Here is a 22,031-nt window from a genome sequence, read left to right as displayed (position 1 = left end):
GGGTGTTCGGGGTAAGCTTGTCCCTTCGTATCCGGGGTCGCAGTCTGATGACGCCTTCCCCGTGCCCTGTCGTCCCCATCCCGTGCGGGACGCGCTTTCTCTGGAGACTCTCCGTGCGTCTGGATCCTTTTACCTCTGTGCTGATTGCCGTGGTGGCCCTGGCCTCCTTCTTCCCCTGCGAGGGGCAGGTGGCCGTCTGGTTTGGTCTGCTGACCAAGCTGGCGGTGGCGCTGCTCTTCTTCATGCATGGTGCCAAGCTGTCGCGCCAGAACCTGCTGGCGGGCCTCGGCCACTGGCGGCTGCACCTGGTGGTGATGGCGAGCACCTTCCTGCTCTTCCCGCTGCTGGGGCTGCTGCTCACGCCCCTGGTGCCCCAGTGGCTGAGCCCGGCTATCTATCTCGGCTTCCTCTACCTGTGCGCCCTGCCCGCCACCGTGCAATCGGCCATTGCCTTCACCTCCATGGCGGGGGGCAATGTGTCGGCGGCGGTGTGCAGCGCCTCGGCCTCCAGCATCCTCGGCATCTTCCTCTCGCCGGTGTTGGTAGGGCTGATGATCAATGTGCAGGGGGAGGGGGTCGATACCTGGCACTCCATTCAGGCCATCATGGTGCAGCTGATGCTGCCCTTCGTGGTGGGCCACCTGTCACGCCCCCTCATCGGTCGCTGGGTCGACAGCCACCGGCCACTCATCGGCAAGCTGGACCAGAGCTCCATCCTGCTGGTGGTCTATGTGGCCTTCAGCGAGGCGGTGGTGCAGGGGATCTGGCACCAGGTCGGCTGGTATGATTTGGCCAGTATCGTGCTGCTGAGCTGCGTGCTGCTGGCACTGGTGCTGGGGTGGAACGTCTGGATCAGCCGTCGCCTCGGTTTCAACAGGGCGGACGAGATCACCATCGTCTTCTGTGGCTCCAAGAAGAGCCTGGCCAACGGGGTGCCCATGGCCAACGTCATGTTCCCCGCCGCCAGCGTCGGTGTCATGGTGCTGCCGCTGATGATCTTCCACCAGATCCAGCTGATGGTGTGCGCCGTGCTGGCCCGCCGCTACCGCGAGCAGGAGGTGGTGCCCCAGGTACAGGAGGGGTAAGCGGTCCGGATAAAGAAGAGGGAGGCCATGGGCCTCCCTCTTTCGTTTGCCGAGTCGTCAGCGTTTGCGCCAGACGGTGAGCTGAGCCACCGTGTGCTGGTACTTGCGGGCGGTCTCGCGGATGACGAAGGGGACGTCCCTCGGGGGCATGTGCTCCTCGAACTCCTCCGCCAGCAGCCGTTGCAGCGCCTGATAGGTGCCGAGGGCCTCGCCGTTTTCCCGGATGCCGCCGAGCCAGTTGGCCTTGGGGGTGTAGTCGGTCAGCCAGGTGTAGGGGCTGGTGAGCACCAGCAGGCCGCCGCTGCGAAGGCGCGGGGCGATGTCCCGCAGGAAGCGGGCGGGCTCCCGCAGCCGGTCGATGAGGTTGGAGGCGAGCACCAGGTCGTAGTCGCCGTACCTGGGCTTGAGGTTGCAGGCATCCCCCTGGCTGAAGTGGACCCGCTCGCTCTGCCCGCGACCGAGCTCGTGGCGGGAGAGGCGCGCCTCGCAATATTCCACCAGATCCCCTTCCACCGGCACCGCGTAGCGGAAGCTGTCCTGTCTTGCCAGGGTCAGGGCCACGTCGATGAAGCGGGCCGAGTAGTCCACCCCGTCCACGTGGGCGAAGCTGCGAGCCAGTTCGAAGCTGGCGCGGCCGGTGGCGCAGCCGATGTCGAGCGCCCGCTCATGGCGGGTGCAGAGCTCGCTGGCAAGACCGGCCAGAGCCTCGGCGTAGTTGGCGACCCCGAAGTGGCTCGGGCCGTACTGGAAGTCGAGGTACTGAGCGACGAGGGTGTCGGTTTCATAAGGATTCACGATGACGGGCTCCTGATGGCGTGAGACCAGGTAGCGGAAGCCCGCATGCTGGAAGAAGTGGCGACGGAAGGCGTAGCGGGAGGATTTGAGTGCCTCGTTGCCGGTGCTGATCCAGCTCCCGCCCTTGATGAGGGTGTGCTTGCCGTCGAAGGTGGGGGTGGAGAAGTCGTCGTAGAGGGGGTGCACCTTGAACCCCTCGAAGCCGTCGATGGCGGTGCTGGTCCACTGCCAGACGTTGCCCACCAGATCGAAGAAGCTGCCCTGGGGGCAGGCATCCACCGGGCAGGAGGAGGCGAAGCGGGCCAGGTTGATGTTGCCGGGGGCCTCCATCCAGTCCGGCTGATCGCCGGCCAGTTGCTCCCGCAGCAGCATCCACTCCCCCTCGCTTGGCAACTGGACGGGCAGGCCGGTCTGATCCGCCTTCCAGCGGCAGAAGGCGGCGGCCTCCAGCTGGTTCACCTCCACCGGCCAGTCCCAGGGCATGGGGACCTGCTCGGTCATCAGCCGCAGTTGCAACTGCTCGGGTTCATTGGGATCGCCGACCCAGAAGGTGGGCATGCGGGCGTTGGCATACTGGCGCCAGCCCCGGCCCTCGTCGTCCCACCAGGCGGGCGCTTCATATCCGCCCGCCTGCACGAAGGCCAGGTACTCGGCGTTGCTCACCAGCATGCGGCTGGCCTGGAAGGGGGCCAGCTCGATGTGGCGCTCGCCGTATTCGTTGTCCCAGCCGTAGGTGGCATCCTGCTTGCCTAGTCGCACCTGGCCGCCGGCCACCGGCAGCAGGGTGTTGACGGGGACGGCGGCGAGATCGTGGCGCGCCTCGGGGCAGACCGGCCACTGGGGCTGGCTGCGCACCCAGGCCAGGGGCAGCTGGCGGATCAGCACGCTGGAGGTCTCGAGGTGGATGCGCTCGTGCTCTATCCCCATCAATATGACCCAGGCCGGGCTCTGCCAATGGATGGGCAGCTCGATCGGCATCCGCTCGATGAAATCACACACCAGGGCGCGCACCCGGCCGCGGTAGTCACGCAGCTCGCTGACGGAGGGCCAGTCGTAGTGGGTTTCGTCCAGATCGTCCCAGCTCATCTCGTCCACCCCGATGGCGACCAGGGCCTCGATGCGGGGGTCGAGCCGACTCTCGATGAGACGGGCCGCCAGCAGCTTGTTGACGAAGAAGGCGGCGGTATGGCCGTAGTAGAAGATGAGCGGGTGGCGCAGGGGGATCGCCTTGTTGAACCAGGCCCGCTCGTCGGCCAGGCAGTCGAACAGCGAGTCGTAGAGATCGAAGGTCTGGCAGAAGTAGGCGAGCAGCTCGCGGCGCTTGTGGTCGGGATCGTCGCCGGTCAGCAGCGGGGTGCGGGTGGGGGCAGGCAGGCCCGGATGGACGAATGAGTGGCTGGCTTGGGTCACGCTCTGACTCCTTGTTGATTCTGGCGGGTGAAGCAGCGATGGAGTGCTCTATACGCACCAGGTATCACTATTGGCTCAACGAACCGGGGCGGCAACCAAAAAAATGGGTCAACACCCCCCTTCGGGTGTGGTCAGATTGACCAGATTGTGGTCTGAATGACTCTTTGTTATGGACCCTTCGGCCTCGAAATATTGAAATTGATAGATAAATCATGATGTTAGCCATATGGCACAGGGTTTGCTGATTGCCACTCACCTGCCGCGCCGTGCGGCAAAGAGGAAACGAGGAGTAGCGGGATGAAATGGATGCTGGGAGTGGTGCTGGCCCTGGGACTGACCGGATGCAGCTGGCAGGATGACGTCAAGGTGCGCGGGGAGGGGGCCGTGGTGGAGCAGCAGCATCCCCTGGGGCGGGAGGTGACCCGGGTGCTGGCGGGCGTGCCCGCCAACCTGTACCTGGTGGCGGGAGAGAGCCACACCCTCAGGGTCAAGGGGGAGGCCAACCTGCTGCCCTATCTGGTACTCACCGAGAAGGGGGAGAAGCTGGAGATCGAGGTCAAGGATGGCTACCGGCTCGACCCCACCCAGCCGTTGGAGATCACCATCACCCTGCCGACGCTGCACGAGTTGGCACTGGCGGGGGTTGGCAACGGCGCCTTGCGCGACTTCAAGGGGGATGATCTGGTGCTCTCCCTGGCGGGCACGGGGGACATCGTCGCCAGCGGGCTGACGCTGGATCGGCTGGAGGGCAACATCGCCGGGCTGGGCAACCTGGATCTGGGGCAGGGCTCCGCCCGGGTGATGGCGCTGAACATCGCCGGCGCCGGTGGCGTCAAGGGGGCCGGGATCGCCAGCGAGGAGGTCGAGGTGAGCATCGCCGGCAGTGGCGAGGTCGAGGTGCGTGCCCGGTCGCGGCTCAAGATAGAGATCGCCGGAGCCGGTGCGGTCAACTACTGGGGCAGCCCAGCGCTGACCAGCGAGATCGCGGGTTCGGGTCAGGTGAGCCGGTTGGGGAGCTGATCCCATCACCGCAACAATGAAAAAGGCCCCTCGGGGCCTTTTTTGCAGGATACGACACTGTTGAGCGACGCCTCACTCGAGGGGGAGTGCGAGGCCCAGATCGGCGTTCAGGCGCATCAGCAGCCACTGCATGCCGGCGAGGTGCTGGTGGTCATGGCTGACGAGCAGGCGCACCAGACCGTCCAGGGTCACCTCCCCATAGCCGCCATAGCGGGCGCGGCGCTGCCAGGCGTCGGACGGCACCTTCTTCAGCCATTCGACGGTCTGCAGGCGGGCGGTGCGAAACCGGTCGAGCTGCGTGGCGGTATCCTGCCGGGGGTAATCATGGTCCAGCGCCAGCTGATAACCATCGAGGGAGGCGAGTTCCGGCAGGCTTTCCGCCAGGGTGCGACGAAACCGCACCTGATAGCCCAGCACCTCGATGTCCAGCAGGTGGCAGAGGTGCCCCCTGGCACTGAAACGCTCGGAGGGGATCCCGGCCCAGTTGGCGGGTTCCCAGTCCAGACGGTCGGTGGGGACCTGTGCCAGCAGCCGCTCGAACTGATCAGGCATGGCCAGCAATGTGGTGAAGAGAGGCATCCTTGTCTCCTGTTTCCGGGTGAATGGCCGCCCGCTGACGGGGCGGCCACGAGTGGGTCAGCCTCAGGTCGGTTCGCCCAGGTGGTTGGCGTGAAAGCGCAGGTGCGCCTCGATGAAGCTCGCCACGAAGTAGTAGCTGTGGTCGTAGCCGGGGTGACGGTTGAGCTCGAGGGGCCAGCCCTTGGTACCGGCCACCTCGGCCAGGGTATCGATGCCGAGCTGCTCCGCCAGGAAGGGGTCGTCCAGCCCCACGTCCACCAGGGTCGGCAGGGGCGGGCTGTCGTGATGGCGCAGCAGCTGGCAGGCATCCCACTCCTGCCACAGCAAGGGGTTGTTGCCGAGGTAGGCGCCGAGCGCCTTTTGGCCCCAGGGGCAGCGGCTCGGGTGGCTGATGGGGCTGAAGGCCGACACCGAGCGGTAGCGACCGGGCTCGCGCAGGGCGGCGATCAGCGCACCGTGGCCCCCCATGGAGTGGCCGCTGATGGCGCGCTTCGTCGAGACCGGGAAGTGGGTCTCGATGAGATCGGGCAGCTCCCGGGTGACGTAATCGTACATCTGGTAGTGGTCGCGCCAGGGGTGCTGGGTGGCGTTGACGTAGAAGCCAGCCCCCATGCCGAGGTCGTAGCCGGGATCGTCCGCCACCCCCTCGCCGCGGGGGCTGGTGTCCGGTGCCACCAGGGCGATGCCGAGCTCGGCGGCGATGCGCTGGGCTCCCGCCTTCTGCATGAAGTTCTCGTCGGTGCAGGTGAGGCCGGAGAGCCAGTAGAGCACGGGCACCTTCTGGCCGGTGAGGGCTCGGGGTGGCAGATAGATGGCGAAGCGCATCTCGCAATCGAGCACATTGGAGCGGTGGCGATACTGCTTGTGCCAGCCGTCGAAGCTCTTGTTGCTGCTGATGATGTCCAGATTCATCGAAGGACTCCTTCCCCCGCCCATGTATCGATGGGCGGGGCGCTCATGGGATCAGTAGTGGATAACGGTGCGGATGCTCTTGCCTTCGTGCATCAGATCGAACGCCTCGTTGATCTGCTCGAGGGGCATGGTGTGGGTGATGAAGTCGTCCAGCTTGAACTCACCCTGCATGTAGCGCTGTACGTAGCTCGGCAGCTCGCTGCGACCGCGCACGCCCCCGAAGGCGCTGCCGCGCCACACCCGGCCGGTGACCAGCTGGAACGGACGGGTGCTGATCTCCTGGCCCGCACCGGCCACGCCGATGATGACGGATTCGCCCCAGCCCTTGTGGCAGCACTCCAGTGCCGCGCGCATCACCTTGACGTTGCCGATGCACTCGAAGGAGAAGTCGACGCCGCCGTCGGTCATCTCGACGATCACCTCCTGGATGGGCTTGTCGAACGTGTTCGGGTTGATGCAGTCGGTGGCGCCCAGCTTGCGGGCCAGCTCGAATTTGCTCTCGTTGATGTCGATGGCGATGATGCGGCCGGCCTTGGCCAGGCGCGCGCCTATGATGGCGGAGAGGCCGATGCCCCCCAGCCCGAAGATGGCGACGCTCTCACCCTCTTTCACCTTGGCGGTGTTCATCACGGCGCCGATGCCGGTGGTGACGCCGCAGCCCAGCAGGCAGACCTCTTCCAGCGGGGCGGCCGGATCCACCTTGGCGATGGAAATTTCGGGCAGTACCGTGTATTCGCTGAAGGTGGAGGTGCCCATGTAGTGGTAGATGGGCTGGCCGTCCTTGGAGAAGCGGGTGGTGCCGTCCGGCATCAGCCCCTTGCCCTGGGTGGCGCGGATCTTCTGGCACAGGTTGGTCTTGCCGGATTTGCAGAACTTGCACTCGCCGCACTCGGGGGTGTAGAGCGGGATCACGTGATCGCCGACCTTGACGCTGGTGACACCCTCGCCGACGGACTCGACGATACCGCCCCCTTCATGGCCCAGGATGCAGGGGAAGACCCCTTCCGGATCTTCACCGGAGAGGGTGAAGGCATCGGTGTGGCAGACGCCGGTCGCGACGATGCGCACCCGCACCTCGCCGGCCTGGGGCGGCATGACCTCGACCTCTTCGATGGAGAGGGGCTGACCCGGTCCCCAGGCGATGGCGGCTTTACACTTGATGCTCTGAACCTGTGCCATGAATGACGTCCTCGTAGTGGTTGGATGAACGGAAATGAGTTCGGAGATCCAGTGTAGTTTCCCGCCGATTTGGTGATAATAACGCTAAGTATCAAATCACTTTTACACACAGGTAATAATGTTCGGCTGGGAAGGGGTCTGTGAATTTGTCAGCGTGGCGGAGCAGGGGGGCTTTACCCCGGCCGCGCGCAAGCTCGGGGTGTCGGTGGCCCAGGTGAGCCGCCAGGTGGCGCAGCTCGAAGACAGGCTGCAGGCCAAGCTGCTGCTGCGCACCACCCGCCAGGTGCGACTCACCGAACTCGGGGAGATCTATTTTCGCCACTGCCGCCAGTTGCTGGACAACCTCTACGAGGCGGAGCTGGCGGTGGGACGCCATCAGGCGGTGCCCCAGGGCTCCTTGCGCATCACGGCCCCGGTCTCCTACGGCGAGAGCCGCATCGCCCCCCTGGTGAACGACTTCATGGTGCGCTTCCCCCAGCTGGAGGTGACCCTCAACCTCACCAACCAGTTGCTGGATCTGGTGCACGAGGGGTTCGATCTGGCGATCCGCCTCGGCCACCTCAAGGATTCGACCCTGGTGGCCCGCAAGCTGGCGCAGCGGGTACCCTATGTGTGCGCCTCCCCCGCCTACACCGCCCGCCACGGCATGCCCAACAGTCTCTCGGAGCTGGCCCGTCACACCTGCCTGGTGGGCAACGGGGACGAGTGGCACTTCACCCTGAACGGTAAACCCCACAGCGTGCGGGTACGCGGTCTGCTGCAGTGCAACAGCGGCCACGCCCTGCTGGACGCGGCCATCAAGGGGATCGGCATCATCCAGTTGCCGGACTACTACGTGAGCGACCACCTCGCCCGGGGGGAGCTCATCGAGCTGCTGCCGGAGTTGCGGGCCTCCGAGGAGGGAATATGGGCCCTCTATCCCCACAATCGCCACCTCTCCCCCAAGGTGCGGCTGCTGGTGGACTATCTGGCCGAGCGCCTCAGTGATCCCCACCAACCCGCCCTGGTACGGCCCATCGGTTGATGGGGGCGATACTGGTATTAAGAAAGAGGCTTGAATGGGTTGGTAGAATACAAGTATTCATAAATGAATTTTTGTTTCAAATGAGCCTTTGTTGTTGTAGCCTGTCAAACGCAATAGACCTGCTCATACCGGGTCTTTATCCTCTTATTGCTAAAGGACAGATAATAATGAAAGGCACGGTTATTGATTTTAATGAATCAGCTCGTACTGGTTTGATTTCTGGGGATGATAGTAATAGATATCAGTTTGACATTATTGAATGGAAAGGGAATCAGCTCCCGAAGAGTGGCTTGAAAGTTGATTTTTCTATTGAAGGTGAGCATGCAAAAGCCATCTATGCCATAGCCTCTAATGCTGGTTCTTCCAAGAAGGTCGCAGCTGCGCTGTTTGCATTTTTCCTGGGCGCTTTCGGTGCTCACAAGTTCTACCTGGGTTACACCAAACAAGGTGTGATCATGCTGCTGATATTTCTGCTTGGTTTCATTCTGCTTGGTTTGCCGTCGGTTGTTATCGGGATCATTGCCTTCATCGAATTTGTTGTTTATATCTCCAAGTCGGATGAAGAATTTGAGCAGACCTATATTATCAATAAGAAAGTATGGTTCTAGTCGATAAATTATTCGGCTAATTACAGGTTTATTGATATGTTGCGCTGATGAAGGAATAACCCGTTCTTTGACAAGGCCGGGTTATTTTTCTATTCAGCCAAGAACATCCTGGATATCTCAAAGAAAAGGCCCGCATGTGCGGGCCTTTTGCATGGCATAAAGGGCGGGGCTATTCCCGCTCCTTGACATAGGGGGTGCCGAGGGCCTTGGGGGCTACCGCCTTGCCGATGAAACCGGCCAGCAGGAAGACCGTCAGGATGTAGGGCAGCGCCTCGATGGCCTGCACCGGGATCGGGAAATCGCCGATGCTGACCCCTTGCAGCCGGATGGCGACCGCGTCGAGGAAGCCGAACAGCAGACAGGCCGCCATGGCGTTCCAGGGGCGCCACTTGCCGAACACCAGGGCCGCCAGCGCCATGAAGCCCTTGCCCGCGCTCATGTTGGGGATGAACTGGGCGGTCTGGGCCACCGCCAGATAGGTGCCCCCGATCCCCGCCAGCAGGCCGCCGATGATGAGCGCGGTGTAGCGCATGCGCACCACGGAGATACCGGCGGTATCCACCGCAGCCGGTGCCTCGCCCACCGCCCGCAGCCGCAGGCCGAAGCGAGTACGGAACAGCACCCACCAGGCCAGGGGCACGGCGGCGAAGGCCACGTACTCCAGCAGGGAGTGACCGCTCAAGAGCTCGCTGTAGAGCTGGCCGATGACGGGCACGTCATAGAGCTCCTTGGCATAGGGCAGGTCGATGGGGGCAAAGCGCGCCGCGCCGGAGAGCGCCGGGGTCTGGCCCCCCTGATCGAACCAGTAGCGCCCCAGGGTCACGGTGAGACCGGCCGCCAGGATGTTGATGGCCATGCCGCTCACCACCTGATCACCCCGGTGGGTGATGGTGGCGAAGCCGTGCAGCAGGGCGAACAGGATGGAGATCCCCACCCCGACCCCCAGCCCAATCCAGGCGGAACCGGTGACGGCGGCGGCCGCCGCACTGGCGAAGGCGGAGGCTAGCAGCTTGCCCTCCAGGGCGATGTTGACCACCCCGGAGCGTTCACAAAACATCCCGGCCATGGCCGCCAGGATGAGCGGAGGCGCGGTACGAATGGTCGCGTCCAGCATCAGGATCAGCATTTCAAACATGGCTTGGACTCCCTTCGGCTCGCAAAACATCCCCGTCATCCATGGCCGCCAGGATCCGTGGCGGTGCGGTGCGGATGGTGGCATCCAGCATCAGGATCAGCATTTCGAACATGATCAGGCTCCTTTCACTTGGGCGACCGGGCGGTTGGCAAAGGCCAGATAGGCCTGCTCGATGCGCGGGCGCAGCATGTGCTCCAGGGCGCCGCAGAACAGGATCACCAGACCCTGCAGCACCACGACGATGTTGCGGTCCACCCCGAACTCGAAGCTGAGCTCGGCGCCGCCCTGGTAGAGGAAGCCGAACAGCAGGCTGGCGATGATGACGCCGACCGGGTGGTTGCGGCCCATCAGGGCCACCGCGATGCCGGTGAAGCCGAAGCCTTCCACGAAGTTGAGCTTGATCTGGTGCAGCTCACCCTGCAGCACGTTGAGGGCGAAGAAGCCCGCCAGCATGCCGGAGATCACCATGGCCAGGATCACCACCTTGGGATAGGAGATGCCCGCATAGGCGGAGGCACTCTGGCTCGCACCCACGGAGCGGATCTCGTAGCCCCAGCGGGTATGCCAGATGAAGACCCACACCAGGGCCGCACAGATCAGCGCCCAGAAGAAGCTGATGTTGAGGGGGCTGTTGGGCATGGCGATGCCGAAACCGGCCGCCAGCTCGCTCATCTTCGGCAGCCAGCTCGCCACGGCGAACACCTTGCTCTCGGTGGCCATGGATCCTGGCGGCTTGAAGACGTCGACCAAGAGGTAGGCCATCAGAGAGGCGGCGATGAAGTTGAACATGATGGTGGTGATGACGATGTGGCTGCCCCGCTTGGCTTGCAGCCAGGCCGGGATGAAGGCCCAGGCCGCGCCGAACAGGCCGCCGGCGATGATGGCGAGCGGCAGGAGCAGGGCGAACGGCAGCACGTCCCCGAGCAGCAGACAGACCAGACCGACCCCGAGGCCGCCGATATAGGCCTGCCCCTCACCGCCGATGTTGAACAGGCTGGCGTGGAAGGCCACCGCCACCGCCAGACCGGTGAAGATGAAACCGGTGGCGTAGTAGAGGGTGAAGCCTATCCCCTCGCCGGTGCCGAAGGCGCCGTACCACATGATTTCGGCTGCCTCGATGGGGCTGATGTCGAGGTAATAGAACAGGATGGCCGACACCAGGAAGGCCAGCAGGATATTGACTGCGGGCAGCACGCCCACGGATATCCAGGCAGGAACACGTGCTTGGCTCATGAATGGGCCTCCTTGATATCGTCGGGGACTGGTGTGTTGACCATCATCAGGCCGAATCCGTTACAAGTGGTTGTGACCTTCATGATGTGGCTCCTTGTGATTGGCTTGTCGCCACGTCGTCAGGAACTATGTTCGCCATCATCAGGCCGATGGTGCGTTCATCCGCCCTGGCGCCGTCCAGCTCGCCGACGATGCGGCCATCGGCGATGACCAGAATGCGGTCGGAGAGGCTCATGATCTCGTCCAGCTCCACCGACACCAGCAGCACCGCCTTGCCCTTGTCGCGCATGGCGATGATCTGCTGGTGGATGTACTCGATGGCGCCGATGTCGACGCCCCGGGTCGGCTGGCCGACCAGCAGCACATCCGGGTCCTGCTCCACTTCCCGGGCGATCACCAGCTTCTGCTGGTTGCCGCCGGAGAAGTTGGCGGTCTTGTGCTCCGGGCTCGGCGGGCGCACGTCCCACTTGTCCATCTTGGCCTGGCAATCCTGGCGGATCGCCTCCTTGTCCTGCAGCCAGCCCTTGTTGTACTGGGCACGGCGGTGATAGCCGAGGATGAAGGCCTCTTTCGCCTCGAAGCGGTTGATGAGCCCCATCTTGTGTCTGTCTTCCGGGATGTGGCCGAGGCCGAAGTTGCGCACCTGCTCCGGGTCGGCCGGGTGGCTCTGGCTTACCTCGTGGCGCTGCGCCCCGGCGATGGTGAAGCCGCCCTTGCTGGGCTTGAGGATGCCGCCGAGCATGCTGAGCAGCTCGGACTGGCCGTTGCCGGAGACCCCGGCGATGCCGACCACTTCCCCTGCCCGCACCTCGAAGCTGACGGATTTGACCCGTTCCACCCCGGCGTCATCGACGTAAGAGAGGCCCTCGACCTTGAGCTTGGCCTCGCCCGGCTGGGCGGTGCCCTTGTCGACCTTGAGGCGCACCTTGCGGCCCACCATCAGTTCGGCGAGCTGCTCCTTGTCGGTGTCTTTGGTGGCGACATGGGCCACCATCTCCCCCCGGCGCATGATGGAGACCTGATCCGTGATGGCCAGGATCTCCCGCAGCTTGTGGGTGATGAGGATGACGGTCGCCCCCTGATCCCGCAGCTTTTTCAGCACCTCGAACAGGTGATCCGCCTCTTGCGGGGTCAGTACCCCGGTGGGCTCGTCGAGGATCAGGATGCGGGCACCGCGATAGAGCGCCTTGAGGATCTCGACCCGCTGTTGCAGGCCCACCGGCAGATCCTCGACCTTCTCGTGCAGCGGCACCTCGAGACCATAGTCCCGTGCCAGCTCGCCCAGCAGCTTCTCGGCGGCCGCCAGGCTCTTGCCCAGGCGCCAGCCGTTCTCGGCCCCCAGGATGACGTTTTCCAATACGGTAAAGTTGTTCACCAGCATGAAGTGCTGGTGCACCATGCCCACGCCTGCGGCAATCGCATCTTGGGAGCCATGGGGTTTGAACGGATTCCCGTCGATCAGCATCTCGCCTCTGTCGGCGTGGTAGAAACCGTAAATGATGCTCATCAGGGTCGACTTGCCGGCGCCATTTTCGCCGACGATGCCGTGAATGCTGCCTTTACGAACCTGAAGGTCGATCTGCTTGTTGGCGTACACGTCGCCGAACCGCTTATCGATACCCCTTAATTCGATGGCATAGCGATCTGTCTGGTCCATGATGCAGTCCTTGCGGGTCATGAAGTAGAGACTAAAAACCGGCCCGTGCGGGCCGGTCATCACTGGTTGAGAGTCGTAGCAGGGACTCAGTACTTGCAGGAGTTGTCGCTCATGTAGTCGTGCACCTTGATTTTGCCGGCGATGATGTCGGCCTTGATGCTCTCGACCTTGGCTTTCATTTCCGGGGTGATCAGCTTGGCGTTGTTCTCGTCCAGCGCCCAGTCAACCCCGCCTTCGGCCAGACCCAGGGACTGGATGCCCGGCTTCCAGCTGCCCTTGGCGGCGTCATCCCAGCTCTTGTACGCGGCCAGACCCACGGACTTGACCATGGAGGTCAGCATGGTGCCCGGTTGCAGGTGGTTCTGGTTGGAATCCACACCGATGGCCAGCTTGCCTTCGTCCTTGGCAGCCTGATAGACACCGATCCCGGTGCCACCGGCGGCGGCATAGACCACATCGGCGCCCTTGGCGAACTGGGACTTGGCCAGTTCTGCACCCTTGGCCGGGTCGGCGAAGGCTGCCGGGGTGGAGCCGGTCATGTTCTGATAGACGTCGATCTTCGGATTGATGTACTTGGCGCCTTGCTCATAGCCGCACTGGAACTTGCGGATCAGCGGGATGTCCATGCCGCCCACGAAGCCGACCTTGCCGGTCTTGGAGGCGATGGCTGCCAGGGCACCCACCAGGAAGGAACCTTCATGCTCCTTGAAGATGAGGGACTGGACGTTCGGCTTGTCGACCACCATGTCGATGATGGTGAACTGGGTGTTCGGGAACTCGGTGGCGACTTTCTCTACTGCGGAACCCATGTTGAAGCCGACGGCGACGATGGGGCCGTTGCCACGGCTGGCCAGACGACGCAGGCCCTGCTCGCGCTGGGCTTCGTTCTGGGGTTCGAACTCCTTGACCTTGACGCCTTTGTCCTTGTTGTAGACTTCGACGCCGTTGCGGAACACGGCTTCGTTGAAGGACTTGTCGAATTTGCCTGCGGTGTCATAGATGACGGCGGGCTCGGAGGCTGCCTGGGCGGACAGGGCAGCGAGGGTGAGGGCGGCCACGGTGGCCAGCTTGAGCACTTTAGTCACGATCGTATCCTTGATTGTTATGTGAGGGTCCACAACCTGTCTTGGCAGGTCATAAAGCACGCTGGCTAACTGTAAGTGAGCCAGCCCGTTGGTCAAGGGGATCATAGAGGAAAAACGTTTGCGTTAACGGTTTGAAATATAAGCAAATTGCCTTATAAGTGTTTGTTTTATGGTGTTTTTGCAGAATTAAATTCCGTGATTAATAGGGCTCGATCGACATTTGTGTTTGGATTCATGACGTTAGGCGCAACCGTTTTCCTCCCCTGATGAAAAAACTGGCTTCCATCGGCACCAGCCCTGCGGCCTCATCGACGCCATGTTGGCGGGCGGGCTGGCTGAGCGCCAGGAGGTCCGCCCGAGGTGTGACAGCCCAAGATGGATGGCTTTTTCCCCTCCCAGGGTCGTCGTCTGTGGCCGTTTTTCCTGCTCGCTCGGGGCCTGCGTGATGGCAAGCACACTCATATGGAAATGCATTGGTGTTTGTCATATGGATACGCTAGGTTATACCCGGATTAACTTGGCCCCCGGGATGGGGCCGTATTTTTTACATTTGTTCGGGTGATAAAAATGAAAAAAAACGTGCTGAGTATGGCAGTGGCTTGTGTGTTGTCCGGTGTCATGTTGACCGCTTGCGGGGGTGGTGGTGACGATAACGGTGGCGGCAGCAATGGTGGCAACAATGGCGGTGGCACCGACACCGGCAGCAAGCCTCTTCACACTGCCGTCTTCCTGGATTCCGTCGTGGGTGGCCTCGACTATCGGTGCAACGATTACACCGGTGTCACCAATGCCAAGGGTGAATTCCTGTTTGATGATGGCGACACCTGCGAATTCGCATTGGGCAACCAACGCCTGGGGGCGGTGACCCTCAAGGCGGGCAACTCGTTGGTGACCCCTTACACCCTGGCGGGTGACGACAAGGAGAAAGCGATCCGCATTGCGGCATTGCTGCAGACGCTCGACAGCGACAGCAATCCGGAGAACGGCATCACCCTCGACAAGGCGCAGGTCGCGCAACTGGGGATCGTCGAACTGGGTAGCGATGACGCCTTCAACACCTCCCTGGTCGAGGCGCTGAAAACAGCGGGCCTCACCAAGGCCGTCGTCTCTCTGGCTGCGGCGAAAGCCCACCTCTCCGCCACCCTGGCTGGCGTCAATGGCCGCTCCGTGGCGGTCGACAAGGTGCTGAGCGATCTGCAGGGACTGACTGATCTGAAAAACCTGGACGTCGAGAGCAAGTTCAAGGAGTACAAGGAGACCCTGCAGGCCGAGACCGGTGAGAGCGGCAAGGCCGATCGCCAGATCGTGCTGGCCATGCTGACCATGCTGGAGGTGACCAACAACCCCGTGGTGGCTGAACGCCTGGGCTTCACCTCGTCCGCCATTGGCAGTGGTTACAGCACCAGCCTGGCCAAGGTGATGGATGTCATCATCCACACCCCCGGCACCGCCTCCGTGGCGCTCAAAGGTGGCAAGGGATATACCCGTGACGTGGCCAAGCTGATGGGCGCCTATGCCGACAGCCTGGAAAACGTCGCGGCTGCCCTGGCCGATATCCAGGATCCGGATTACAGCGCCACCTATGGCGATGACGATACCGTCACCCTCAACCTCGACGGTGCCAAGGCACTGCGGGCGTCTGCGATGGCGATGGCATCGGCCCTCAACATCGCCGCCTCCTACCAGTACGGTCCGGACAGCGCCTATGTCACCCAGCAGGAAGAAGTGACCTTGCCGCGTATGCACATCAAGGACACCTGGGGCATGCAGCCGACCACCACCTATGAAGAGAGCAGCAGCACCTTCGAGACCCAGTTCAGTCAGCAGGAAATCGAGCCGGATGCGCTGGTGGCGCACGCCGATTTCTTCCGTTTGACCGACGATGCCAAGGCACGGTTGGCCAAGGCCAAGTCGCAGTTGAAGGATGCGGTGAGCCTCGCTCTGACCATCGATCAGAGCAAGCTGGACGAATCGTTGACCCAGGATGAGATCGAGGCCAATGCCGCGACTCTCAAGGAGCTGGCGAACCACTTTGCAGGCACTGTGCCCACTATCCAGTGGGAAAGCATCGAGACCCGATACGTCAATACCGGCATGGGCTGGCAGCCTCAAGAGGTGGGGGTGAAGTACAACATCAATGTGCTGCCGTTCTTCGATGAGATGCTGGATCGCAGTGACATGACCATCAAGGTGACCGGCGGCTGTGATGGCGCCGTGGGGGCGCGGGATGCCGAGCTGTCCAAGGCCATGGGAGAGCCCATGTGTCTCATCACGAGCGACGAGTTCAAGGCACTTGCCCAGAGCGATCACGGCGCACTGAAGTACATCGGCTGGATGCAGGAAGATCAGGAGAGCCGCACCGCCATCTATGCCAAGGGGGTGGGTTATGACTGGTCAACCCAGATGACGCCGGTGGCCGGGTCGACCTTTGACAAGGTCTTCGTCTCCTGTACCGACCTGGATGACAACAAGGTCAACTGTGCCGATCAGCTGTAAACCAGTGGGAGCGCTCCTGACGGGGGCGCTCCTGTTGTGGATGCCGGTGGCACAGGCTGCCGGCATGCTGACGCGCTACACCGATTATCGGGAGCGAGTCTTCGATCGTCAGGGTCAGTTGCAATATCAATTGACCACCCACGAATACTTGCAGCGGATGCCCAGCGGGCGTCCGTCATTGTCCAGTCTGTTTGCGTTGCGAGAGATGCAACGAGCATCACTGCAGCTCAAGCAGGGCACCTTGATGGTGAATGACGTCATCGTGCGCTTCGAGCATGGGCATTATCAGGACGGCATGCTGGTGATGGGGAAAACGGAAGTGACCCTGCCTGAGGGCCGTATGCTGGCCGCTTCACTTCGATTTGATCCCGTCCAGCAGATGCTGGATGCCCCCCGCGCCCGGTTGCTCAGCTTTTCCGGTGAGGTACTGGGCCAATACCGGGACTATCACCGCCCCCTTCGTTGATCCTGCCGGTTGGTCTCTGGCGGCTCAGGCCGTATAATCCCCGCCTGTATAAATAAACAGGAGTGGTGATGGACGTTTCAACCCTGCTCGACGGGCTCAATGACAAGCAAAGAGACGCGGTGGCGGCCCCCCGTTGCAACCTGCTGGTGCTGGCCGGTGCCGGTTCGGGCAAGACCCGGGTGCTGGTGCACCGTATCGCCTGGCTGATGCAGGTGGAACGCTGTTCACCCTTCTCCATCATCGCGGTCACCTTTACCAACAAGGCGGCGGCCGAGATGCGCGGCCGGGTCGAGAAGGTGATCGGTGACGGCGTGCGCGGCATGTGGATCGGCACCTTCCACGGCATCGCCCACCGATTGCTGCGGGCCCACCATCTGGATGCGGGCCTGCCGCAGGACTTCCAGATCCTCGACTCCGACGATCAGTACCGTCTCATCCGCCGGGTGCTCAAGGCGCTCAACCTCGACGAGAAGCACTGGGCCCCGCGCGCCGTGATGGGCTACATCAACGGCAAGAAGGACGAGGGGCTGCGCCCCGGCGACATCGACCTTTACGGCGACCCCGTCACCCGCACCTATCAGCAGATCTACAAGACCTATCAGGAGACCTGCGATCGCTCCGGTCTGGTGGACTTTGCCGAGCTCCTGCTGCGCGCCCACGAGCTGTGGCTGAACAAGCCCCACATCCTCGAGCACTACCGCGACCGCTTCCAGAACATACTGGTGGACGAGTTTCAGGATACCAACGGCATCCAGTACGCCTGGCTGCGGATGCTGGCCGGCGACACCGGCAAGGTGATGATCGTCGGCGACGATGACCAGTCCATCTACGGCTGGCGCGGCGCCAAGATTGAGAACATCCAACGCTTCCTGACCGACTATCAGGGGGCGCAGACCATCCGCCTGGAGCAGAACTACCGCTCCACCGCCAACATCCTCAAGGCCGCCAACAGCGTCATCGCCAACAATGCGGAGCGCCTTGGCAAGGAGCTGTGGACCGAAGGGGCCGAGGGTGAGCCGATTTCGCTGTACGCCGCCTTCAACGAGGTGGACGAGGCCCGCTTCGTGGTCGGCCGCCTCAAGGATTGGAAAGAGAAGGGGGGCCTGCTCGCCGACTGCGCCATCCTCTATCGCTCCAACGCCCAGTCGCGGGTGCTGGAAGAGGCGCTGATGCAGGACGCCATGCCCTATCGCATCTACGGCGGCCTGCGCTTCTTCGAGCGCCAGGAAATCAAGGACGCCATGGCCTACCTGCGCCTTATCAACAACCGGGGCGACGACGCCAGTTTCGAGCGGGTGGTCAATACGCCGACCCGCGGCATCGGCGATCGCACCCTGGAGATCTTGCGTAACAACGCCCGCGATCAGGGCCAGAACCTGTGGCAATCGGCCAAGGCACTGCTCAATGACAAGGTGCTGACCGGCCGCGCCGGCAACGCGGTGCGCGGCTTTGTGGATCTCATCGACGCGCTGGAGGAGCAGGTCTCCCTGCTGCCCCTGCACCAGCAGGCGGATATCGCCATCCAGCACTCCGGTCTCAAGGCCATGTATCTGGCGGAAAAAGGCGAGAAATCCCAGGCGCGGGTAGAGAACCTGGACGAACTGGTCACCGCCTGCCGCCAGTATCAGCGCCCGGACGAGCTGGAGGACATGAGCGATCTCTCCGCCTTCCTCGCCCACGCGGCGCTGGAGTCCGGCGAGAATCAGGCGGACGAATATGCCGACGCGGTGCAGCTGATGACATTGCACAGCGCCAAGGGGCTGGAATATCCCCTGGTGCTGCTGGTCGGCGTCGAAGAGGGCATGTTCCCCAGCCAGCAATCCACCGAGGAGTCGGGCCGGCTGGAGGAGGAGCGGCGCCTCTGTTACGTCGGCATGACCCGCGCCATGGAGAAGCTCTACATCTGTTATGCCGAGAGCCGCCGCATCTATGGCCGCGAGATGTTCCACAAGCCGAGCCGCTTTATCCGCGAGATGCCCGCCGAGTGTCTGGAGGAGATCCGGCTGCGCACTCAGGTGAGCCGCCCCACGCAATATGGGCGCTTTAGCCAGAACGAGGTGCAGCAGAGCTTTGACGCCAGCGGCATCAAGCTCGGCCAGCGGGTGCTCCATCCGAAATTCGGGGAAGGGATCGTGCTCAACTTCGAAGGGGTCGGCCAGCAGAGCCGGGTGCAGATCCAGTTCGACGACGTCGGCGCCAAGTGGCTGGTGACGGCGTATGCCAGATTGGAAGCGCTTTGATTTATACAGATCTAGTTATCACCTGACACCGGCCTCAAACCGGTGTCTTGTTTACGCTACTTTAGTGCGCACTTCCTTCGGTATCAATTTCAGACCCTTTTTGAACATGCTGTAGGGGGTTTGACCCTCCATCATCTTGCCCTGATGTGGCCGCTGGGTGTTGTAGTGATCCAGATAGCTGTCCAGGTCTGTCTGCATCTGCTCCACTGATTCATACCAGGTCGTCCTCTCCTTGATACGGAAGTGTTCATCCAGCAGGGTGCGATGTAGCCGCTCGATAAAGCCGTTGCTCTGCGGCCTGCGTACCTTGGTGGTCCGGTGCTCAATCCCCTCCAGTTGCAGGAACAGCTCGTAGGGGTGATGGTCAGGGCGCCCGCAGAACTCGCGCCCGTTGTCCGACAGGATGGTATAGACCCGCGCCTCGTGAGCCTCGAAGAACGGCAGGACCGTTTCGTTGAGCACATGGACCGAGGTCACCGGCAGCTTGCTGGTGTAGAGCCGTCCCCAGGCGTGGCGGCTGTAGCAGTCCAGTACGGTTTGCAGATACACCTTGCCCACCCCCTTGAGTGCGCCGACGAAGAAGGTGTCGACCGCCACCAGTTCCCCGGTGTAGTGAACCTCAATTTGGCGTTCGCGAAACTCGGGGCTGAAGCGCTCGAGCAGGCGGATCTGCTCGTCATTGAGCTCAATCGTCTGTTCCCTGTGGGTTTTCTCGAGGCGCAACAAGCGGTCATGCTTGGAGAGCAAGTCGTGACGTTGCCACACGCCACGCACACCGCCCGCACTGACGTTGATGCCTTGCAGAGCCAGTTCTTGCGTGACCCGCAGCGGGCCATGGGTTGGTCTGGTGAGGGAGTAATCGAGGATGGCCTGCTCAATCTCGGGAGCGACCCGGTTGGGATGCGCCCCTTTGCAGCCGGGGAGTTTGTCGAGCAAGCCCTCAGCCCCATAGGTCTGGTAGTTACGGCGGATCTCGTAGAACTGCTGGCGGCTGTAGCCGATGAGCTTGCAGGCTTTGCTGACGTTATTAAGCTCTTTGGCGAGCTCTAGCAGGCTGAGTTTACGACGTGCTACTTTCTCGTTGGTGGTCATACGGTGACTCCGGATAACACGGTAGGGGTACCGTTTTGTTATCCGGTTTGAAGCCGTATGACCACTCCCTTTTGTGGGCAACTGTCAGGTGAATACCATCTCCATACAATCTACTTGATCCTCTCTCAGGTCAGCTCGACAGCAGTACCCTGGCCGAGTTGGCCGGGATGGTGAGCTGCACCTCCCCCTGCACCACCTCGAACTTGTCGCCGTTGAAGGCGTCGGTGAAGCGGCTGGCGGGGCTGGCGGTCTGCCACAGGGGCAGGCTGATGGTGCGCGGCTCCGTGGGGTGGCGGTTGCAGGCGACCACCACCTGATCGCTTTGCAGGGTACGGGCGAACACATAGCTGTGAGGGCCGGCGTAGAGGGTCTGGATGTCTCCCCGACGCAGGGCCGGGCGCTGGCGGCGCAGCTGGATCAGGCGGCGATAGTGGTCGTGCAGCACGTGATCCCAGTCGGTGGTATCCCAGGGGAAGCAGCGGCGGCAGTCCGGGTCGTTGCCGCCGGAGAGCCCCACCTCGTCGCCGTAGTAGATGGAGGGCACGCCGATGTAGGTGATGAGCAGGGTGGCGGCGAGTCGCATCCGCTGCTTGTCTTCCCCCAGCAGGTGCAGGAAGCGGGCGGTGTCGTGGCTGTCCAGCAGGTTGAACTGGGCCAGCTGGTTCTTGAACGGAATATGGGCCCGCGCCAGCTTGAGCCAGTGATCCAGCTCGGTGGCGCTGATCTTGATGGGATGATAGGCGATGTCCTGCCCCGCCAGGAAGGCGCGGATGGGGTGGGCGAAGCCGTAGTAGTTCATGGCGCCGTCCTCCTGATCCCCCTGCAGCCACTGGCTCGCTTCGAAGAAGTGCTCGCCGAGGACGTAGGCGTCCGGATTCTCCTGCTTCACCGCGCCGCGAATGGCGCGCACATGGCCGCGATTGCCCTCGGCAGTGCCCCGCTCCCCCAGCATGTGGATGACGTCGAAGCGCCAGCCATCGATCTGGTAGGGGGCGCGCATCCAGTAGCGCAGAATGGCGTTGTCTGCCCGATAAACGGCGTCCTGCACCTGTTCACTTGAGAAATCCAGCTTGGGCAGGCTGCGGATCCCTTTCCAGCTAACATAATCCCCTTCCTGATCGAAGGTGTAGAAGCTGCGCCAGGGGGAATCCGGGTTGCTCTGGGCGCCCAGCGGCGGGCAGAACCAGGGGTGCTCGGTGGAGGTGTGGTTGACCACCGCATCCAGGATGATCCTCATGCCGCGCTGGTGCAGGTTGCGGGTCAGCTCGGCAAACTGGGCATTGGTACCGAGGTGCGCATCCACCTTGAAGTAGTCCTGAGTGTCGTACTTGTGGTTGCTCGGCGAATCGAAGATGGGGTTGAGGTAGAGCGCCGTCACCCCCAGGGATTGCAGGTAGTGCAGCTTGGCGTCGATGCCCGCCAGATCCCCGCCGTAGAATTCACAGGCGCCGTGCCCCTCTTCGTGGCGGCTGACCGGCTCGCCCCAGGCCTTGCTGATGACCGCCTTGCCCCTGTACTCGTACTCGTGATGCTTGACGCTCAGCGACGGGTCGCCGTTGCAGAAGCGGTCGGGGAAGATCTGGTAGAACACCTGATCCTGCACCCAGGCCGGGGGCTGGTGATGGCTGTTGAAGCGGAAATGCTGCTCCCGCGGCGGCATGGCGGCGCTGACGCCCGCCCCGTGCAGCCACCACTGCTCCTCGTCGGTGAGGCACTTGAAGCAGTAGAGGTGGATCTCCTGCCCCCTGGCCAGCGGCAGTTCGACCTGCCAGACCTGAAGCCTGTCCCGGGTGGCGACCGGCGTCATGGCGACCAGATACTCCTCGTTGTCCGGCTCGTGGCGCAGCCACACCTCGCGGATGGGGGCGTCCAGCTCGCTGAACAGGGTGAGCTGCAGGGTGTCGGCACGCTCTTTGAACCAGGGTGCCGCCTGGGGGTGAAACAGGAAGGGATGGGCCATGGTATCTACTGTGTCAGAGAGGCTCAGGAATGGGGGATGGGCGCAGGCCATCTTA

17 protein-coding genes are annotated in these 22,031 nt (G+C 62.6%); 7 read left to right on the top strand and 10 right to left on the bottom strand.

From position 1 onward, the window contains the following. The first annotated feature begins 113 nt into the window (after positions 1 to 113). A complete protein-coding gene (locus C3418_RS00740; RefSeq protein ID WP_048209180.1) occupies positions 114 to 1,085 on the top strand; it encodes a bile acid:sodium symporter family protein in 972 nt (323 codons plus the stop codon). A 57-nt stretch (positions 1,086 to 1,142) separates the two neighbouring features. Here the strand turns inward: C3418_RS00740 and ovoA are convergent, their stop codons facing one another. Further along, a complete protein-coding gene (gene ovoA, locus C3418_RS00735) occupies positions 1,143 to 3,290 on the bottom strand; it encodes a 5-histidylcysteine sulfoxide synthase (RefSeq protein WP_103857794.1) in 2,148 nt (715 codons plus the stop codon). 297 nt (positions 3,291 to 3,587) lie between these two features. On the opposite strand from ovoA, the gene C3418_RS00730 reads away from it, so the two are divergent. Further along, a complete protein-coding gene (locus C3418_RS00730) occupies positions 3,588 to 4,310 on the top strand; it encodes a GIN domain-containing protein (RefSeq protein ID WP_103857793.1) in 723 nt (240 codons plus the stop codon). Positions 4,311 to 4,382: 72 nt separating this feature from the next. Here the strand turns inward: C3418_RS00730 and C3418_RS00725 are convergent, their stop codons facing one another. The 3 genes from C3418_RS00725 to C3418_RS00715 form a co-directional block, all read right to left on the bottom strand. Then, positions 4,383 to 4,889 carry a DinB family protein gene (locus tag C3418_RS00725; RefSeq protein ID WP_103857792.1) on the bottom strand — a complete coding sequence of 169 codons (507 nt, stop codon included), beginning with the start codon at positions 4,887 to 4,889 and terminating at the stop codon, positions 4,383 to 4,385. Positions 4,890 to 4,952: 63 nt separating this feature from the next. Continuing rightward, positions 4,953 to 5,801: an S-formylglutathione hydrolase gene (gene fghA, locus C3418_RS00720; protein WP_103857791.1), complete on the bottom strand. Its 849-nt coding sequence runs from the start codon at positions 5,799 to 5,801 to the stop codon at positions 4,953 to 4,955. Positions 5,802 to 5,852: 51 nt separating this feature from the next. Continuing rightward, positions 5,853 to 6,980: an S-(hydroxymethyl)glutathione dehydrogenase/class III alcohol dehydrogenase gene (locus C3418_RS00715; protein ID WP_010672469.1), complete on the bottom strand. Its 1,128-nt coding sequence runs from the start codon at positions 6,978 to 6,980 to the stop codon at positions 5,853 to 5,855. A 118-nt stretch (positions 6,981 to 7,098) separates the two neighbouring features. On the opposite strand from C3418_RS00715, the gene C3418_RS00710 reads away from it, so the two are divergent. Next, entirely contained in the window at positions 7,099 to 8,004 is a 906-nt protein-coding gene (locus C3418_RS00710) for a LysR substrate-binding domain-containing protein (RefSeq protein WP_103857790.1), read from the top strand. A gap of 167 nt (positions 8,005 to 8,171) precedes the next feature. Further along, positions 8,172 to 8,612, top strand: a complete 441-nt coding sequence (locus tag C3418_RS00705) for a TM2 domain-containing protein (protein ID WP_033131364.1) — start codon at positions 8,172 to 8,174, stop codon at positions 8,610 to 8,612. A gap of 169 nt (positions 8,613 to 8,781) precedes the next feature. On the opposite strand, the gene C3418_RS00700 is transcribed toward C3418_RS00705, so the two are convergent. From C3418_RS00700 to C3418_RS00685, 4 genes are all read right to left on the bottom strand, one after another. After that, positions 8,782 to 9,747, bottom strand: coding sequence for an ABC transporter permease (locus tag C3418_RS00700; protein WP_010672471.1), 966 nt, complete (start codon positions 9,745 to 9,747; stop codon positions 8,782 to 8,784). Positions 9,748 to 9,861: 114 nt separating this feature from the next. Further along, a complete protein-coding gene (locus tag C3418_RS00695) occupies positions 9,862 to 10,980 on the bottom strand; it encodes an ABC transporter permease (RefSeq protein WP_103857789.1) in 1,119 nt (372 codons plus the stop codon). 79 nt (positions 10,981 to 11,059) lie between these two features. After that, entirely contained in the window at positions 11,060 to 12,637 is a 1,578-nt protein-coding gene (locus C3418_RS00690; RefSeq protein ID WP_103857800.1) for an ABC transporter ATP-binding protein, read from the bottom strand. A gap of 86 nt (positions 12,638 to 12,723) precedes the next feature. Continuing rightward, positions 12,724 to 13,722 carry a BMP family protein gene (locus tag C3418_RS00685; protein WP_041212138.1) on the bottom strand — a complete coding sequence of 333 codons (999 nt, stop codon included), beginning with the start codon at positions 13,720 to 13,722 and terminating at the stop codon, positions 12,724 to 12,726. A 588-nt stretch (positions 13,723 to 14,310) separates the two neighbouring features. Between C3418_RS00685 and C3418_RS00680 the strand changes: the two genes are divergently transcribed. From C3418_RS00680 to uvrD, 3 genes are all read left to right on the top strand, one after another. Then, positions 14,311 to 16,218 carry a hypothetical protein gene (locus tag C3418_RS00680; protein ID WP_146054083.1) on the top strand — a complete coding sequence of 636 codons (1,908 nt, stop codon included), beginning with the start codon at positions 14,311 to 14,313 and terminating at the stop codon, positions 16,216 to 16,218. Positions 16,219 to 16,222: 4 nt separating this feature from the next. After that, positions 16,223 to 16,684 (top strand): hypothetical protein, encoded by a 462-nt coding sequence (locus C3418_RS00675; RefSeq protein WP_146054082.1) that lies wholly within the window; start codon positions 16,223 to 16,225, stop codon positions 16,682 to 16,684. Positions 16,685 to 16,752: 68 nt separating this feature from the next. Next, positions 16,753 to 18,924: a DNA helicase II gene (gene uvrD / locus C3418_RS00670; protein WP_103857786.1), complete on the top strand. Its 2,172-nt coding sequence runs from the start codon at positions 16,753 to 16,755 to the stop codon at positions 18,922 to 18,924. A 51-nt stretch (positions 18,925 to 18,975) separates the two neighbouring features. Here the strand turns inward: uvrD and C3418_RS00665 are convergent, their stop codons facing one another. Both C3418_RS00665 and malZ read right to left on the bottom strand, forming a co-directional pair. After that, the gene (locus C3418_RS00665; protein WP_103857785.1) at positions 18,976 to 20,016 is read right to left on the bottom strand and encodes an IS481-like element ISAs19 family transposase; all 1,041 of its coding nucleotides are present in this window, start codon (positions 20,014 to 20,016) and stop codon (positions 18,976 to 18,978) included. Between the two features lie 130 nt (positions 20,017 to 20,146). Continuing rightward, positions 20,147 to 21,976, bottom strand: coding sequence for a maltodextrin glucosidase (gene malZ, locus C3418_RS00660; protein WP_103857799.1), 1,830 nt, complete (start codon positions 21,974 to 21,976; stop codon positions 20,147 to 20,149). Between the last annotated feature and the right edge of the window lie 55 nt (positions 21,977 to 22,031).

It is taken from the genome of Aeromonas sp. ASNIH8, from assembly GCF_002919855.1.
GTDB classification, from domain to species: Bacteria; Pseudomonadota; Gammaproteobacteria; order Enterobacterales; family Aeromonadaceae; genus Aeromonas; species Aeromonas caviae.
This window is presented reverse-complemented; position numbering and strand designations above follow the sequence as displayed.

Excerpts from the sequence above, each read along its gene's own strand:
- C3418_RS00665 (WP_103857785.1), bottom strand. The coding sequence starts at position 20,016 with ATGACCACCAACGAGAAAGTAGCACGTCGTAAACTCAGCCTGCTAGAG.
- C3418_RS00680 (WP_146054083.1), top strand. The coding sequence starts at position 14,311 with ATGGCAGTGGCTTGTGTGTTGTCCGGTGTCATGTTGACCGCTTGCGGG.
- C3418_RS00730 (WP_103857793.1), top strand. The coding sequence starts at position 3,588 with ATGAAATGGATGCTGGGAGTGGTGCTGGCCCTGGGACTGACCGGATGC.
- C3418_RS00725 (WP_103857792.1), bottom strand. The coding sequence starts at position 4,889 with ATGCCTCTCTTCACCACATTGCTGGCCATGCCTGATCAGTTCGAGCGG.
- fghA (WP_103857791.1), bottom strand. The coding sequence starts at position 5,801 with ATGAATCTGGACATCATCAGCAGCAACAAGAGCTTCGACGGCTGGCAC.
- C3418_RS00700 (WP_010672471.1), bottom strand. The coding sequence starts at position 9,747 with ATGTTTGAAATGCTGATCCTGATGCTGGACGCGACCATTCGTACCGCG.
- C3418_RS00710 (WP_103857790.1), top strand. The coding sequence starts at position 7,099 with ATGTTCGGCTGGGAAGGGGTCTGTGAATTTGTCAGCGTGGCGGAGCAG.
- C3418_RS00695 (WP_103857789.1), bottom strand. The coding sequence starts at position 10,980 with ATGAGCCAAGCACGTGTTCCTGCCTGGATATCCGTGGGCGTGCTGCCC.
- C3418_RS00705 (WP_033131364.1), top strand. The coding sequence starts at position 8,172 with ATGAAAGGCACGGTTATTGATTTTAATGAATCAGCTCGTACTGGTTTG.
- C3418_RS00690 (WP_103857800.1), bottom strand. The coding sequence starts at position 12,637 with ATGGACCAGACAGATCGCTATGCCATCGAATTAAGGGGTATCGATAAG.
- uvrD (WP_103857786.1), top strand. The coding sequence starts at position 16,753 with ATGGACGTTTCAACCCTGCTCGACGGGCTCAATGACAAGCAAAGAGAC.
- C3418_RS00715 (WP_010672469.1), bottom strand. The coding sequence starts at position 6,980 with ATGGCACAGGTTCAGAGCATCAAGTGTAAAGCCGCCATCGCCTGGGGA.
- malZ (WP_103857799.1), bottom strand. The coding sequence starts at position 21,976 with ATGGCCCATCCCTTCCTGTTTCACCCCCAGGCGGCACCCTGGTTCAAA.